6 protein-coding genes are annotated in these 17,509 nt (G+C 46.4%); all 6 read left to right on the top strand.

Going from position 1 to position 17,509, the window contains the following annotated elements; genetic code table 11:
* Positions 1-20: 20 nt before the first annotated feature.
* Genes AACX38_RS00420 through AACX38_RS00395 form a run of 6 tightly spaced genes read left to right on the top strand, consistent with a single transcriptional unit; the run spans position 21 to position 17,506 of the window.
* Positions 21-4,991: a type I polyketide synthase gene (locus AACX38_RS00420; RefSeq protein ID WP_228862799.1), complete on the top strand. Its 4,971-nt coding sequence runs from the start codon at positions 21-23 to the stop codon at positions 4,989-4,991.
* Between the two features lie 4 nt (positions 4,992-4,995).
* The gene (locus AACX38_RS00415; RefSeq protein WP_228862798.1) at positions 4,996-10,677 is read left to right on the top strand and encodes a non-ribosomal peptide synthetase; all 5,682 of its coding nucleotides are present in this window, start codon (positions 4,996-4,998) and stop codon (positions 10,675-10,677) included.
* A complete protein-coding gene (locus AACX38_RS00410) occupies positions 10,674-11,924 on the top strand; it encodes an MFS transporter (protein ID WP_099121673.1) in 1,251 nt (416 codons plus the stop codon). The genes AACX38_RS00415 and AACX38_RS00410 overlap by 4 nt, the downstream gene beginning before the upstream one ends.
* Before the next feature lies 1 nt (position 11,925).
* Positions 11,926-12,957, top strand: coding sequence for a ketopantoate reductase family protein (locus AACX38_RS00405; RefSeq protein ID WP_228862797.1), 1,032 nt, complete (start codon positions 11,926-11,928; stop codon positions 12,955-12,957).
* Entirely contained in the window at positions 12,957-14,162 is a 1,206-nt protein-coding gene (locus tag AACX38_RS00400) for an aromatic ring-hydroxylating oxygenase subunit alpha (RefSeq protein ID WP_228862796.1), read from the top strand. Before AACX38_RS00405 ends, AACX38_RS00400 begins: the two co-directional genes overlap by 1 nt.
* Complete coding sequence (locus AACX38_RS00395; protein ID WP_228862795.1) at positions 14,159-17,506, top strand: non-ribosomal peptide synthetase; 3,348 nt, start codon at positions 14,159-14,161, stop codon at positions 17,504-17,506. The genes AACX38_RS00400 and AACX38_RS00395 overlap by 4 nt, the downstream gene beginning before the upstream one ends.
* The last annotated feature ends 3 nt before the right edge of the window (positions 17,507-17,509 follow it).

Genomic DNA, 17,509 nt, shown 5'->3' with positions numbered 1-17,509 from the left:
TTTTTATTTGGTTTAAGAGTATGCGTAAACACAATCAAAATGCAGGAGCAGATCGTTTTGTTGAGCAATGGCGTGTCTGCCTTCAGGGACTTGATACTGATAATGTCCTTATTCTGGCGTTACTGAAAAAAGCACTCAGCGATATTGATACAATACGGTTTAACGACTTGCAATCCGGGCGTCAGCTAAGCTGGCGCCAATTACTGTGCAGTATTGCCCGTATTTATCGTTATTTGCATGAATTGAACATTACTCGTGGTCAGCGGGTAGTGACAATTTCGCATAATTGCTGGGAATTACTGGCTATTGAATTCGCCTGTCAGCTTAAAGGCGCTATTTATGCGCCGGTATACGCCAATTATTCTGAGGAGATGATGACTTACTGTCTGTCATTGGCAGAACCCGCATTAGTCATCACGGAAAAGGTATCACTTGCTCAGACGCTGGCACAGCATAGCCCGTGGCAGGTGATGACACTGGAACAGGCCGGGCCTTTCCCTGATTTTGCCGGTATTGACAGGGAAACTGACCTGATCAGTCCGGATAAAGCCGTCAGCCATGAAGCTATCGGAGAGGCGTTACTCAGGGCTATTACGACAGATTTACAGGCCACGCAGGCAGAACAGGCATTCTGTTTGATGTTTACTTCCGGTTCCAGTGGTAAACCGAAAGGTGTGTTGCTCAGTCAGAACAATATTCTTTCACAGCAGCAGGCTCTGCAAACATTATGGCATTTCGATGGCCCGCAATCTTTTCTCAGTTACCTGCCGTGGCACCACAGCTTTGGTGGGTTATTTGAAAAATACACGGCCATTTTCAGTCAGGCGATGTTACATATTGATAATAGCCGGGGCATGGATATTGACCGGATGTGTACTAATCTGAGTCAGTTAAAACCGACACGTTTTTTCAGTGTGCCCAAGATACTGACAGTCGTTGCCAACAAAATGAAACATTCCGGGGCTTTTTACCGGGCAGTGGCACCGACATTGCAGATGATCTTCTCTGCTGCCTCCAAATTGCCTCCGGATATCGAAGATTATTTTAAGCATTGCGGTATCTATGTTGCTGAGGGCTGGGGGCTGACGGAAACCAGCCCATGCCTGACACTTAAAGGCCCGGACTATGAAGAACACAACAGTGTAGGCCGCCCCTTACCCAATGTCATTCTCAGAATTGATGAAGACAGTGGGGAGATTTTGGCAAAAGGGCCGAATGTTATGCTGGGCTATTATGCAGATGAAGCCGCTAACCAGCGTTGTTTCAGGCAGGGCTGGTTCAGGACAGGCGATCTCGGCAAGATGGTCAAGGGTGAACTTGTGCTTCTGGGGCGGTTAGATTCGGTTAAGAAACTGTCTAATGGCGAAAAGGTATCCAGCGATGCCATTGAACAAAGTCTGTTTGAGAAAACCGATATTATCAACCATGCCATTATTGATATTGAACAACGTCCCTACGCTACTGCTTTATTGTTTATTAACCCTGAGTTGTGTCGCCAGCGATTTGGTGAGAATTGCACACTACAACACTCATCCCGCTTGCAGGAACATATTGCTGAGGTGGTACAACAGCATAATCAGCAGGTGGAGGATAGTTCGTTTAAATTGATTGCGGTGGCGGTCACTGAAACCTCACTGTCTCTGGAGAAAGGGGAAGTCACACCGTCATTTAAAGTGTCGCAGCGTACTGTACGCGAGAATTATCAGGCTGTGCGTGATGCCTTATACGATACCAGTCAGCCTTTCCATCTGAATCCGGCATGTCATTCATTCCTGAAAATTACCGAAAATCATATTGTTTCATCCGTTATTCCTCAAGAGGCTGTGCCAATACAGAGAATTAACTGGGAAACATTTGTTCACATCATTGGTCAGGTGCGGGGTCAGAAACTGGCCAAAGATGATGTACAACGTTCTTTAATGGATCTGGGTTATAACTCCGTGACCATCGTCCAATTGGCTGACAGTTTAAGTCAGTCTATGGGCCATGCGGTGACTGAAGTCGTGTTGTTCTCCGCTTCGTCAATTCATCAGCTTTGGCAGAGGCTGGCAGTAACAATATCCACAGTAAAAACCTCCACAGTAAAAACATCCTCAGTAAAAACCACAGATGAAAGCTTTTCGCACACTGAGGCCACAACGTCACTGTTGTCTAAACAAAATAATGCTGAAGTAGCGATTATCGGCTATGCCGGACGTTTTCCCGGCGCAGAAGATTGCGATCAGTTGTGGGAGAATCTGCTGGCAGGAAAAAGCCAGTTCAGCCGTTGCCCGGAAGATCGTCCTTTTATGGCATCGCTATTAGCGGAGTTTGAGGCGAAGGGCATCCAGTTGAGCGGAGCGTTTTGCGACGATATTCGTCAGTTCAATCATAGCTTCTTCCAAATTACGCCTAAAGATGCCCGGCTGATGGACCCTCAGCACCGATTATTGCTTATGGTGACATGGGAGGCTATTGAGCAGGCTAACCTAAGCCTGAATGACCTGAAAGAAAGCCGAACCGGTGTATTTGTTGGTATCAGCCAGAATGGTTATCGACAGTTGCTACAGGATTATCTCACGGAGACAGGGGAAGAGGGATATCCGAGCAGTGCAATCAACAATCAGAACAGCGTATGCGCTAATCGGCTATCGTACTTTTTGGATTTAAGAGGGCCTTCGTTAACGGTCGATACTTTGTGTTCATCATCGCTGGTGGCATTGCATCAGGCACGTTTGAGTATTGAGCGGGGCGAATGCGATACTGCTATTGTGGCGGGGGTACATCTACAGCTGGATATGGCCCATTTCAGGGAAATGCAGCAATTGAGCGTATTATCCCATGATGGCATATGCCGCCCTTTTGATGCCAGAGCCAACGGAACTGTTCTGGGTGAAGGCGCAGGTGTGGTTATCCTTAAACGTCATGATCTTGCCATCCGTGATAATAACGATATTAAAGCCAGTCTGCTGGCTTCTGAGATTTATCATGGTGGTCGTAGTAATGGCATCACAGCCCCCGATCCGCTTGCACAGCAACAGTTGCTGGAACAGTGTTGGGCAAATGCTGATGTGAAGGCGAGTGATATCGGTTATTTCGAAACTCACGGTACGGGCACTCATCTGGGCGATCCTATCGAAATGGCGGGTATTCATGCCTGTTTTCACGCTCAAAAAGCGCAGACTCCCTGCTATTTAGGCGCTATCAAAGCCAATATCGGGCATCTTGAGGCTGCGGCGGGTATTGCCGGATTAATCAAACTGTTGCTGATTGATAAACACAGAATAGCGCCGCCAGTGGCAGGATTCAGCGAACTGAATCCACGTATCACGCTGACCGAAGGACAACTTGCGATCCCGACTATCGCCCAACCGCTTGTCCCCGAAAAAACGTGTCTGGCCGTCAGTGCATTTGGCATGGGAGGAACAGGGGCGCATGTGGTGATCAAAAGCCACCATAAAAGTCAAAAAAGGCTTGTTGAGACAGAGCCAGAAAACCAGACGTTGCCTTGCGTGCTGAGCGGATACGATCAGGCACATCTGAAGGCGTTTGCCTGCCGATTATTGGAGGATGTGCAGCAACATATTAAACAAAAGCAATTTGTGCTTAGAGATTTTTGCCAGACACTGGCTCAACGGACGGTATTGCCGGTTGTTTGTACACTGGTGGTTAATAGTGCTGAGCAATTGGTTGAACAGTTATCCGCAGTATCCAGAGGCGAAATAGTCGGTTATCGCGCCAGTGAACATGGCCCATCAATTGCTGATACCACAACTGATAAAACAACGATGGCATTAGTTTTTGCCGGGCAGGGAACGCAATCGGTAGCAATGGCGGCTCAGTTGTATCGTCATAATGTGCAATTTGCCCAGTGGATTGATCAGATTGATCAATTATGTTCGGAGATAGCACATGAAAGTGGGCAACTCAAGGTGGAGGTCCGACAACTTCTGATTGAGCAGGTAGACGAGCAGATAATCAACCGCACTGAGTTTGCTCAGGTTATTTTGTTTGCTTTCGAATATGCGCTCTATCAGTGTCTGCGTCCTGCCATCGGACGCATTGATATTCTGCTTGGTCACAGTCTTGGTGAATATGTGGCGGCCTGTATCGCCAATGTATTTTCCCTGAAAGAAGGGCTGAGGATCATCATCAAACGCGCTCAATTAATGGAAGCCAGCGATCCCCGTGGTGCAATGATGATGGTAAATGGTTCGGCGGAGCAAGTCAGTGAGCTGATTGAGCACGCTGAACTGACTATTGCCGCAGAAAACAGCGAAACCAACACTATTATCAGCGGTACACGTGATGCGCTTGAGCATTTCCGGCAAAAACTGGAGCAGCATGAGCTCCATGCCCGGTTTATCAATACTAACCGGGCATTTCATTCTCCGATGATGGGTAAGGCAGCTCAGGAATTTGGGGCGTTTCTCGCTGATATTCCGCTTAAAGTGGCAGAAGTGCCGATTTTGTCGAATCTGACAGGACAACCAGAAACAGCGTGTTTCGCGACAGTCGAATACTGGCAGCAGCACATGTTAGGCCGTGTCCTTTTCCGGCGTAATCTGGAGAATTTAGTGGCGATGTCTGGGCTGAAGATCATTGAGATTGGGCCTAAAAGTATGCTCAGCGTATGGTTGTCGGAGAAACAACCGCAACACTTTGCCTCCGCTTATAGCCCCTCCCGGAACAGCCAGCAACTCAATTATTGCGATTTATTGGCGGTATTAGCCAGCGACTGTTTATCCGGCTCACCGAGAGAATGGCTGACAATGTATTCACCGCTTACATTTAATCCCGCCTTGTTGCCGGCCAGAAAACTACTGACAGAAACGTGTTGGTTTACGGAATACCCCGCCACGTTAGCGAATGGCGTAAGACAACAGAAACAGCCTGAAGAATATGAGCAGGGCAATCTGATCGAGCATGAACCTTTCTTCATCATGCAGCAGCAAATTGACTGTATGAATGCCATTTTCCAAGCCCAATTAGAACTTATGAAGGGAAAGTAACGTAATGACGCAACTGCCAAATGAACTAAAACACGCTTTGCAAAATTGGCTAGAGTCGGAATTAGCGAGTGAGCATGTGCCTACCAATACTGACTTTTTGGCGCTGGGTATTGAATCTCTCACGTTGATTAGATTTAAAAACAATATTAAATCCCAATACGGCGTGGATATCAGCATCGGGAAATTTTTTAAGGGATTGTCGAATATCGATAAGGTTGCCAGTTTCATCAGTGAGCAGGCTCAGCCTGCCGTGGCTGGCATTGTTAATCATGAACCGAATGTGCCGCTAACTGCGCCAGAGATGCCAACACCGCAGCAATCACTGGCAGAGCCACAGGCAGCCGACAATAGGCAGCCTGAGCCGATAGTTAACGAATCTATGGTTAATCAATCTGTAGTTAACCAATCAGTGGTTAACCAGTCTACAGTTAACACACCTGTCGTTAATGTGCCGATGACTCCTGTCCGTGAAACCAAACTCGATATTGAGACTAAACAGGGCATTATGGTGGCTCAGTTAAACGCTATGCAGCAACTGTTTCAGCAGCAGCTGGCGGTATTGCAGAATATCAGGGGAGGAACCACGAATTTTATCACGGAAAATCAACCGCCAGTATCAGCATTAGCCCCGATATTATCTACAGCCCCAATAGCGCCACCAGCACAAATAACGGTGCCTACAGCATCAAATACCGTTCCATTGACCAGCACGCAATCAGGTAAACAATCTGTTGAGATCCCCGATCATCACACTGAGCAGCCTCAGCCTGAGGTGACAAAGCCAGCAGCTTCATCAGGTGAAAAAGCCAAATTTACCTATAAACCGGTTGTGCTTTCAGAGCCTGTGCAATGTGATGCGGAAACGACAGCGTTTATTCAGCAATACAATGCGAAAACAATCGCGTCAAAAAACACTATCCAGAAATATCGGACAGCGCTTTGTGATAACCGCAATGCGATCCAATTCAACAGCAAACTGAAAGAACTGTGTTACCCGATTGTGGGGAAAACGGCAAAAGGGGCGCACTTTACCGATCTGGACGGTAATGTTTTTATCGATATCGCGATGGGATTTGGTGTCAACTTTTTTGGCCATAACCCCGATTTTATCCAACAGGCGTTGCAAAAGCGGCTCCAGCACGGTTTTCATCTTGGTCCTGTTGATGAATCTGCGATGGTTGTTGCGGATCTTATTACCGAAATCACTGGCGTTGAACGGGTCGCGTTCACCAATTCAGGTACTGAGGCGATTATGCTTGCCTGCCGTGTGGCGAGAGCTGCCAGCGGGAAACAAAAAATTGTCATCTTCAATAATGCCTATCACGGTCATTATACGGAAATTCTCTTTATGGGCGGCATGAAGCCCGGAGAGCAGTTCCCACAATCTAGCGGTATTCCTGATAATTTGGGGCGGGATATTGTGGTGCTTAATTATGGCGAACAGCAAAGTCTGGATTACATTACAACCCACGGGCATGAAATCGCCATGGTTATGGTTGAACCGGTTCAATCACGCAATATCACTTTACGACCAGAATTGTTTATTCAAACGTTACGGAAAATCACCGCACAGAAGAATATCGTCTTGTTATTTGACGAAATTATTACAGGATTCCGTTATCACGCCCGAGGCGCCCAACATTACTATCAGGTTAAGGCAGATTTGGTGACTTATGGCAAAGTCATCGGTGGCGGCCTGCCTGTTGGTGTGCTGGCCGGAGATGCGGTAGTTATGGATTATATTGATGGTGGTTTCTGGCAATTTGGTGATGTTTCTTACCCGCCTAATGAGACCACTTTCTTTGCCGGAACATTTTGTAAACACCCTTTGGCAATGGCTGCCGCAGAAGCAACGCTGTTACATATGAAAGCACAAGGGCCCTCATTACAAGCTGATTTGAACGACAGAACAACGGGATTCGTTAAACGGCTTAATGGTTTATTTACTGCGGCAAATAGCGGGATAGAAGTTGCGAATTTTGGATCACTTTTCAAATTCAGCCAGAAGAAAAACCATGAACTGTTTTTCCATCATTTATTGATGAATGGGGTTTATACGTGGGAAGGGCGCACTTGTTTCCTCTCGACGGCTCATGACGATAATGTTCTGGAGGCGTGTTTCAATGCCTTCGAAAAAACCGTTGAAGGAATTACCGCTTCTTCTCACTCTTCTTCTGCTCGTCCGCAGGATGGACTGACTACGCCGAAAATGCAGGAAACAACGGTTTTGGCTGAACCCAGAATGCAGAAAAATCTGGCGATGGCGAGTTGGTACGATCCGGCCGCCTCAAAATCTTACAATGAATTCATGCAGTGTGTGATTACCGATGAATTACAACCCCATCGTTTGAACAGCACCATTGAGTATCTATTCAATCGTCATCAACAGCTACAACAGGTTTTTTGCCCTGAGACGTTTAAAACCGTAACGGGACAATTTGACTATCGTGCAGCCATGCGTGTTGAGCCGTCTCCTTTTGCTTCACCGGAGCAGTGTTCTAAGTGGCAACAAGCCTGTATAGATGAAGAGTTTATACTCGATCGCGGGCCGATGTTCAGAGTGCATGTCGCGCAGGTTGATCTGTCCAAACCATTATGGAATGGAACTTCTTTAGCGCAATATGCATCAGATCACGATCGGGTGGATATCATCTGTTTGGTTGCCCATCATACGGTTGTTGATGGTGTCTCTTTGGATATCTTCATCAATGAATTAGTGGCTGTTTATCATGGTGCCAGTGATTTACCACCCGCTGCGCAATATCAGGATTATCTGGGACGGCTGGCAGCCTTTAAAAACACACCAGATTTTATTCATCAGAAATCATTCTGGCATAAATATCTATCTGGCTGGCAAAAGGATTTGGCTAATTTACCCGTTACAGTTCCTGTCGAACTCACTGAAGAAGGTGACGTGCTGGCTACGGGGGGCTTTCATCTGGAGAAATTACCGGCTGAACTGACGGCTAAGCTGTTGCATTACGCCACTCAACATCGCGTAACACCTTATATGCTGATGTATACCGCCTACTCCATTTTTCTGGGTTCGGTACTCAAACAATCTCAGTTCGTTATGGCGACATCGGTGTCTGGTCGTAACTTTGATAATTTCGATAATTTGGTCGGGTTAACGACCGCGATGTTGCCCGTCCGGGTTAATACCTGCAATGAACAGCAGCTTTTCAGTGAGTATCTTGACCTGACCTGTGAGCAATTGTTGGAGGTTCTTTCCCATCAGGATGTGACTGTTGATGATCTAACAGTGCAAAGTAACAGCCTGAGCAATCGTTCAGAAATGCTGACTCGTTATCTCAATTACGATTTCAATTTCAGCCCCCGTAAACTGAGGCTGAATGAGAGTGGTAGCTGGTCGGTATTACTGGACAATCCCAAACGTTTCATTGTGGGTCAATTGTCTCTGGATGTGTTCCAGAGCGAGAATGATCTGTATCTGCACTGGGAGTATGCGGCTCAGGCCTACAGCAAGGTACAAGTTAAAATGCTGTCCGGTAAGATGGCTCAATTATTGGACTATCTGGTAAGTGCACCAGAGCAGAATGCACTGACTTTGGCTGATATTACTACTCATCTTAAATCACTGGATGCGTCTTCTATTGCCATAGGAACAGTGCGGAAGGATTTTCTGTATCAGGCACCGATCCATGCCTTGTTTGAGCAACGTGCTTCTGATGCACCACAGGCGTGTGCATTAGTTGATACCAGCTTGCCAGAAGGGGTAAAACAACTTTCATTTTCTGAGCTGAACCGTCAGGCAAATGCGTTGGCTCATCACCTGTTACATCAGGGATTACAGCCAGAAGAACCTGTTTTTGTCAGGGTGCGCCGCGGTGTTCCTTTGGCAATCTCCGTGTTAGCCATACTGAAAGCAGGGGGCGTATATGTTCCTGTCGATAAAAAATTACCGGTGACTCAGGTTGAATATCTGCTCTCAATACTGACTCCACGATTTGCCCTTATCGACGAAGATTATGGCACCTTCAGCACTCTCTCACATGTGCAATATTTAAACTTTTATGATGAAGAGACGCTGCTACGTCAATGTGGCATGGATGAGAGTGAAGTGAGTGAGGGAAATTCGGCGTTACTGAAAAATCCCGAAAAAGTGATTCCAGCAGGCCAGACGGCTTACATTACCTGTACTTCAGGCAGTACTCAGCAACCGAATTGTGTGATGAATTCTCATGGAGCCATTGCCCACCACTGTTTGATGATGAAGGAATATCTGGCGATTGGGCCCGAAGATCGGATGCTTCAATTTACCGATTTATTCTGGGATATTGTTCTTGAGGAGCTTTTCCCTGTCTGGAGCGCCGGCGGTCGGGTTGTCTTTCTGGGAGATACACCGCCAAGCACTTTCTCTGATTTTAATCAATTGCTGACTGAGCAACAGATTACGCTGGCTGATTTACCGTCGACTTACTGGCAAGGCTGGGTGGAAAGTTTAGACGATCCGGCGATGGAGTATCCCTCTCACTTACGACGTATTTTAGTCGGGACGGAAAAAGTTGATCCACAGACACTGAAAAAATGGCAGCAGCACGTTCCGAAAGGCGGAGTTTTCTCCAATGCTTATGCTCAGACTGAGACAACCATCACCGCGACGGATTCGGTAATCACTGCTGATACATGGGTCGGTGAAACAGTTCCGCTGGGCAAGCCATTAGCGAATACCGGTTTTTATGTGCTGGATGAAGCCGGGCAGCCAGTGCCCCGAGGCGAACCCGGTGAATTGTATATTGGCGGCCCGCTGGTATCCAAAGGGTATTACGGTAATAACACCCTGACTGCTGCCAAATATGTGGCTGATCCGTATATTCCGCGTGAAGCCTGCAACCATGCCACTCCGCGTATGTATAAAACCGGTGATTTGGTCAGCATGGATGAGCAGGGATGCCTGTCATTCCTCGGTCGTACCGATTTCCAAATTAAGGTACGTGGCTATCGCATTGAGCCGACTCAGCTGGAAAGTATTATCGGCCAGTGGGAAGGTGTTGAGCAGGTTGTACTGACAACAAACAGTGTCATTGATCCACGTATTCCGCCGGCGGAAACAAAATTACTCTGTTATGTGAAAACTCAGGCGGATAAAGCGGAACAAAAAGCGTTAAGTGAGCGGATACGCCAGTATATCCGTGGTAATTTTGCTCATTATATGCAGCCACATGCCATTATTTATCTGACTGACTTCCCTAAAACCACCAATGGCAAAGTATCGATAAAAAGATTTCCTTTGCAACCTGACCTATTCCCAAATAGCGCGTTACAACACCGTTCATTACAGATGCATGTTTCTGAACGTGTCACGCAAGCGCCATCACCGGCGGATCTTAGCAGCATAGCGGGTCGTTTGCTGATGACTCATCTTGGACAGCATGGTTTGAATATGAATGAAAGCTTTGTTGCATTGGGCGGAGATTCGTTAATTGCGATAAAAATTCTGTCCGCCTTGCAAAAAGAATATGGCATGACGCTGAGACTACCGGAGTTTATGGCCTGTGAAACCTTGGCTGATCTGATTGGGTGGATTGAATCAATGCTGGCTGAGAGCAGGGTTACAGTCCGATCTCAGTCATCCTTACCGAATAATCATGCAGAGATGGCCGGGCAAAAAGCAAAACCCGTATTACAGGCCCGTAGCCGAAAAAAGAAGGTAATGGTTGAATGAAGGGGATCAATGGTTTTTATCCGCTGTGGATTGGCATTGCAGTGTCGATTTTTGGCAGTGAGCTGACCGAATTTGCATTCGGGCTGTGGTTGCTGGAAAAGCAAATGTCAGTCACTGCCTATACGAATATGTATCTGGTATTAGTGCTTCCGGCCTTTTTACTGATGCCGTTAGTCGGGTATGTGATTGATCATTACGATAAACGTAAGGTGTTATTGTTCACAGAGGGCATTGCGGGTTTAGCCCTGGCGATTGTGCTTATTTTCAATCACTTTGGCTATCTCAATAACATCGTGGTTTATCTCTATATCGCATTGACCAGTGTGTTGACGGCGTTACAAATTGATTGTTACAGCACGCTGGTTTTCCGGCTAGTTCCGGCTGCTTCACTGAATCGGGCGAATTCATTGGGCAGCCTCAGCGATTCATTACCACAAATGCTTGCCCCGATCATCGGGGCGTTTCTGTTTTCTCATTATGGTTTGGGGATTGTGCTGACGCTCGATCTACTGACTTTCATGATCAGTGCCTTTGCTGCCGGATTATTGTTCAGGGTCAGCGCTGTGCAGTTTCTGCCGCATGATGATGGCACGCTCTCTAAATTGAACTGGAAAGCCATTTTTCCTGATATGGGGTGTGTCCGGTTGGTCAGGGCATCGCCGGAAATGACTTATATGATTGCGTACACCTTTTTTAAAGCCATTCTGGTCGGGGGAACGCTAATCACTATTGTGCCTTATTTCACCACTTATTTTTCTGTCGCAGATGCTGGTTACATGATGTCTATCGGTGGTGTCTCCATGGTGATCGTCAGCCTTATCTCAGCATGGCGGCCTTCTATATTAAAACGTATGCCGCTATTTGCGCTGGAATTCCTGTTCGCGGCGGGTTTTGTGATATTGACCCAGATAAAGAATATTTATGTCGCTGGCATATGTATTGCGCTTAGCTTTATCACGATGCGGATAAGCATCATTAAAATGCAAACGTTATGGCAAACAACGGTGCCGAAAATATATCACGGCCGAGTCTTCGCACTGCGTAATCTGGTTAAGACATTCAGTAGTTTCATTATTTATCTCATCACCGGAATTGTATTGGATCTCTTACTGGCTCAAGAGGGTGGATGGGCGATTTGGGGGCAGGGTAATCCTATGGATCTTTACTTTATAGGGATTACCTTACTGATATTACCTCCCTTGCTTATCTCGACACGCAGGCTGTTAGTCGCTATAGGGGGAGAATAATATGCTCAGAATAGGCATTATCGGTACGGGGGCGGTTGCGTGTTACTTAGCCCATCAATGTAAACAACAAGGGTGCCAGGTTTTTTTATTGTCTTCACGCGGTACAAGACATCAGGCACATCCGATCAGCCAAATACAGCTGTTCGATGAGACAAAACCAGAATACGCCGCGAGTGTGGATCTCGGTAGCATTACTATTGATGGACATCTTACCGACTACAGTGCTTTTTTGGCTAAAGAGTTTGATCAACTGTATGTGTGCAGTAAAACCGTTTCCAACCTGCATATTTGTCAGCAATTGTCCCGCCATAAAAACCGTCTTAAAGGCCCGGTGATCTTATTTCAGAATGGGTTTGCCACTGAACGGACATTCATTGATGAAGCTCTGGATGTCACCATTATCCGAGGAGTGCTCAATTTCTCTGTGACTCAGCACGGGAAACAAAAACTGAAATTAAGGTTCCTGAAAACCAGTTATCTTGGTGTCCCTGAGCAGATCAAAAGAATCAGAGAACGGCCAGAAACGGACATTTTAGCGGCGTTGGATTTGCTCAACCGCGTGGGCATTCCCTTCGAAGGCTGTACAGATATAGAGCATAAAGCATTTGCTAAAAACACCCTGAATGCGGCGGCTTCCGTGTGTGGGTTAGTCCGTTCCGGCGTAGAAACAGCGATGCGTAACAGCAGTTCCCGAGCCGTGATACAGGCGATTGTTGATGAATGTACGGCTATTGGTGAGAAGGCAGGATACGTCGGAGATAGTGAAAATTTTCGTCGTCAGTCTATGGGATATTTGATGTCGATTCCTGATTTTAAATCCTCATTGGTGCTGGATGTACTTCATGGCAAAGAAACAGAAGCTGAAACCTTGCTCGCTTCTTTTATCAATCTCAGTCAACGAATGGGCATTGCGGTACCAAATCTGGATTTCGTTTATCGTTATTTCGATTTTTACAATACCTATATAACTCAGTCGTGCATAACCCAGTCTTATACATTCACAGATATGACTCTGGTTGAAGGAGATGTGTAATGAGCGGAACAATAGTCAGTTCGCTTGATGATGGTGAAGGCGTTCTGAATAACGTATTTTCTCCTTATTCTGATTATTTTATCGACATACTTAGTCAGCGTAATTCTTTTATTGCAACGCAACCCGTTGGGATCTATGAAAGCCAGATTAAACACTATATTTGTCAGGATTATTTTAAGGACGAACAGCAAAAGCTGTGGAAAAAAATCCCTCAGTTTATAACTCCTATTCAGTCACTGGAAAATATCGGGGATTTTATTACGGTTGATTACCAAGGCCGTGTTCCTATGATCGTAAGCAAAGTAGACAGTGATCGCTGTGCTGTATTTGCAAACGTGTGTCCACATCGGGGAGCAAGGCTGGAAAACCAGACGGAAGGATGCAAGAAAGCCTTTGTTTGCCCTTATCATAGCTGGTCATTCAGCCATCAGGGGCACTTAATTGCTGCGCGCTGGCGGGAAGCCTTCCCCGAAATACCAGACCAATACCGTTCACTGAATTCAATTAATGCCCGACAAAGATTCGGTATGTTGTGGCAAATGCCGAGCGATCCTAAACCTGATTTTTCGCTGGATAACTGGTTCGCTGCCATTGAAGATCAAATGACAGCCATCGGTTTTGAACAGCATCAACTGCTGAATTCCCGCGAAAGAATGGTGCAGGCTAACTGGAAACTGCTGATTGAAAACTTTATCGAATACTATCACGTTCAGTCGTTGCACCGGAACAGTCTGGCACCCACATTGAATGGTCAATTGTACTCACTGGATTCTTTTGCCCAGCACGGCCGTATTCTGACTCCGCTGAAAAATCTGGCTCAGGTTCGCCAGCAAACTCCTCATAAGATACGCCGGGAAATGGTTGCGACTTATTTACTGTTCCCTAACGTGATTATCGGGGTGCAGCCTTATCATGTTTTTGTCTCTTTTTACCATCCTGTATCGGCTAATCAAACGTGGTCGAAGACCTTCAACTTTATCCATAACGCAGATGAAGAGATTAAGGAAGTATGCCAGCTGGATGTGGAGTATTTGGCGGAAGCGTTGGAAGAGGATTACGAGGCCATCGAACAAGTACAGAAGAATCTGGAAGTATCCAGTGCTCCGAGCCTGTTATATGGTGAGGCTGAGTCTCTCATCAGCCAGTTGCACCGCAACTTAGCGGCGATTTTACATCCAAATGGCAGGAAGGAAAGTCAGGCATGAATAAGATGAAAGACCAGATGCATACTGATACTGAGATGGAACGTACCTTTGAAATTGATGAAATACAGGCCTCTGCCGGTCAGCAAGATTTATGGCTGGCGGAGCAGTTGACCGAAAAACAGCTCTACATTGTGCCTGTCACCTACGAGTTGGTCGGAACGTTGGATCAGGTGAGGTTATTGGATGCCATTGAACAGACGATCCAAAACAGTGAAGCTTTCCGTACGGCATTTGTCGAAACTGAACAGGGGCTGGTGCAGCATATTTACCCTGTGGTTGAATTACCGGTGACGGTTGTAGATCTGTCCGGGCAAAATGAGATCCCGGATGATCATCAGCAGTCGCAACTGCAACGTGCACTGGCTTACTGCCAGAATAATCTGGAAACGCCATTTACATTGAGCCAGCCCGGTTTAGCCCGCTTTCTGTTGATCAAATTAGGAGAGCAACGGCATATTCTGCATTTTTGCCTTCATCACCTGATTTGTGACAATGATTCTGTTGCCTTAATTCTCAATAACATTGCGACTGCATACGCAGGAGAACGGTTATTCGGTGATGATGCAGGAGCCGATATCCTCGAGTACGCTGATTTTGCAATTTGGCAGGACGAGTTACTGCGTGGTGATTACTTGGATGGTGATGAAACTTACTGGCTGAATGAATTGTCCGGAGTAGATGGCCGATTGGAGTTTGCTATTGGTAATCCCGTCTCCTCAAAGAGTGAGCAGGGCGGTATGGTTCGACGTTTGCTGGACTCGCATTTAGCTAATACTTTCAATCACTGTGCTTCTGGTCTGGGTATTTCACCGGCACTTGCTTACTTCACTGTATACGCTGCGCTGCTATACCGACTGACGGGACAACAAACGATTGTGTTCGGCGTCCCCACCTCTTTGCGGGATGATGCACGTCTTGATAAAACAATAGGTTATTTTATCAATGTGTTACCCATTAAAGTGACCTTCCACCCGAAAATCAGTTTTGCCGATATTGCTACTCAACTGAGTAACCAGCTTTATACCGGTATACAGCATCAGCAATTTCCTTACAGCTCTATTGTGCGCAGTGTCAGCCATGCGCAGCAGACCTCACAAACTCCGTTATTTAATGTGATGTACAACTATTTTGTCGGTCAGACAGATTGGAGGTTACCCGGTACTCGTGCTTATTTACATGAGTTAACGCCGGTCGGGGGAAAATTCCCACTGACGTTGTTTGTGGTGAATCACGTTGATACCGTGGAGCTATGTTTTGAATATCAATATAACCATGTTGCGGCAGACTATTCTGACGTATTAATCAATAGCTATCAGCAGTTATGTACCGCGATGACTCTTAATGCTGATCAGGAAGTATTGGCTCAGTCTTTGCTGAGCGAGGATGATTACCAACGTCAGGTACTGGCATTCAATCAGACCGATACTCTCTTTCAGGAAGACTTCTGTCAGCATTTTTTGCGCCAATTAAGTACAGAGCCTGAGTTAACAGCAGTTGAATATTTAACTGGCTCACATGATGAAAGTATGAGTTATGAAAAACTATATTCTCTGAGCCAGAAAATCGCTGATGAGTTACGCCGGCATATTACGTCAGAAACGGCGCAGCAGGCCCGGGTTGTGATTTTCTCCGGTGCTACCCCTTTGACTCTGGCGACTATTATTGCCTGTTTGATGGAAGGCATTGTCTGGATACCTGTCGATAGCCATTTACCTCTTAACCGTTTGCTGATGATTATTGAAGATGCCTGCCCTGACGCTGTTGTGATTGAGGAAAGTGGTGTCGAGGGTAAAAATGCGTCTTTGGCTGCGGAGATATCGCGTTTCAATACGCCTGTTATTGAGCTGACGCGCGAATGGGAAACGGCCAGCAGAGACAACAGAAACTTTGGTGCCTTAGTCCCTCAATGGGAACAAATTCCCCAGAATAACAGCCTTTGTTACATGATTTACACCTCCGGTACGACAGGCAAACCCAAAGGCGTTGAAGTTTATCGTAAGGGGCTGAATAACTATCTCAACTGGGCAGCACAAACCTATATTCCGACAAAATCCCATGATTTAGGTGGGCTGGGTGTTCCCGTAACAACATCCTTCGGTTTTGATGCCACTATCACCAGTTTACTTTTGCCGTTAATGGCACGGGGACATGTCATACTGTTCTCCTCACAAGCCAGTCAGGATAGCCAGGATGGGCCATTACTGCGCCTATTAGAACTGAATAAGCCACTGGGATTAATGAAAACAACACCTTCACAACTGGAGCATCTGGCACTCAGTCTGGGGCAGAAACAGACATCGCTGGACGTTAAAGTGGTCGTCGTCGGTGGCGAGCAAATGAGTCGTATCCATCTGGAGTATCTGAGCGCTATTGTGCCTGAAAGTGTGTGTTTTAATGAGTATGGCCCGACAGAAACGGTTGTGGGTTGTTGTGTCGAGCGATTGAATATCGGGTCAGACCTCCAAAGGAATCAGGGGGTGTTACCAATTGGATCTCCCATTGCCAATACACAGATGTATGTTCTCAATGAACGGGGCTGCCATCAGCCAGCCGGAGTGGTTGGTGAGTTATTTATCGGTGGTGCGGGGGTCGCGAAAGGATACTGGCAGCGTCCCGACTTAACAGTGGCTGCATTTATTGAAGATACTTTCTCCTGTATCAACGGCGAACGGCTTTATAAAACCGGTGATCTGGGTTGTTTTACTCTGGATAACACGTTGTTGTGTCTGGGGCGGAAGGATAAGCAAATAAAACTCCGAGGCTATCGTATCGAGCCGGAAGAGATTGAATCTTGGATTAAGCAAGTACCGAATATTGATAAAGCTGTCGTCGTTGTTGAAAAACAGCCCCATGAGCGGCTCTGTGGTTATTTGGTGCCAGCTTCGGGGGTTATGGAGAGCCCTCATCAACTTATTGATCTGGTCAAACAGCACCTGCAAGGCCAATTGCCGGATTATATGATCCCAACGCAATGGCGGGTAATCGATGCTATCCCTTATACCATAAACAATAAGATTGATACTGCCGCTTTATTGATATTAGGGCAAAACCAACATTCTCCACTGACAGAGAAACATGTGGAGTGTGAATTTAACTCTGAGATTGCCAGACAGCTCTGTTCCCATTTCAGTGAGGCTCTCAATCGCAGCACTGTTTCGCCGGAGGACAATTTTTTTGAGCTGGGAGGAGATTCTCTGATGGCTGTACGCCTGCTGGCAAAAATTAATGCCCATTTTAGTATTGAGCTAAAACTTAAGGCCTTTTATCAGCGCCCGTCTCTGACAAATTTGATTGCGTTAGCGGAAGAACAGCTGCGCTCTCGCAATACGCATATGAATAGGTAATTT

The sequence above is a fragment of the Xenorhabdus sp. PB30.3 genome (genome assembly GCF_963895965.1).
GTDB classification, from domain to species: domain Bacteria; phylum Pseudomonadota; class Gammaproteobacteria; order Enterobacterales; family Enterobacteriaceae; genus Xenorhabdus; species Xenorhabdus stockiae.
The sequence above is the reverse complement of the archived record's forward strand: the minus strand, read 5'-3'. Positions and strand labels throughout refer to the sequence as shown.

Bases quoted from the DNA above. Each gene is read 5' to 3' on its own strand.
- AACX38_RS00420 (WP_228862799.1), top strand. From the start codon at position 21: ATGCGTAAACACAATCAAAATGCAGGAGCAGATCGTTTTGTTGAGCAA.
- AACX38_RS00415 (WP_228862798.1), top strand. From the start codon at position 4,996: ATGACGCAACTGCCAAATGAACTAAAACACGCTTTGCAAAATTGGCTA.
- AACX38_RS00410 (WP_099121673.1), top strand. From the start codon at position 10,674: ATGAAGGGGATCAATGGTTTTTATCCGCTGTGGATTGGCATTGCAGTG.
- AACX38_RS00405 (WP_228862797.1), top strand. From the start codon at position 11,926: ATGCTCAGAATAGGCATTATCGGTACGGGGGCGGTTGCGTGTTACTTA.
- AACX38_RS00400 (WP_228862796.1), top strand. From the start codon at position 12,957: ATGAGCGGAACAATAGTCAGTTCGCTTGATGATGGTGAAGGCGTTCTG.
- AACX38_RS00395 (WP_228862795.1), top strand. From the start codon at position 14,159: ATGAATAAGATGAAAGACCAGATGCATACTGATACTGAGATGGAACGT.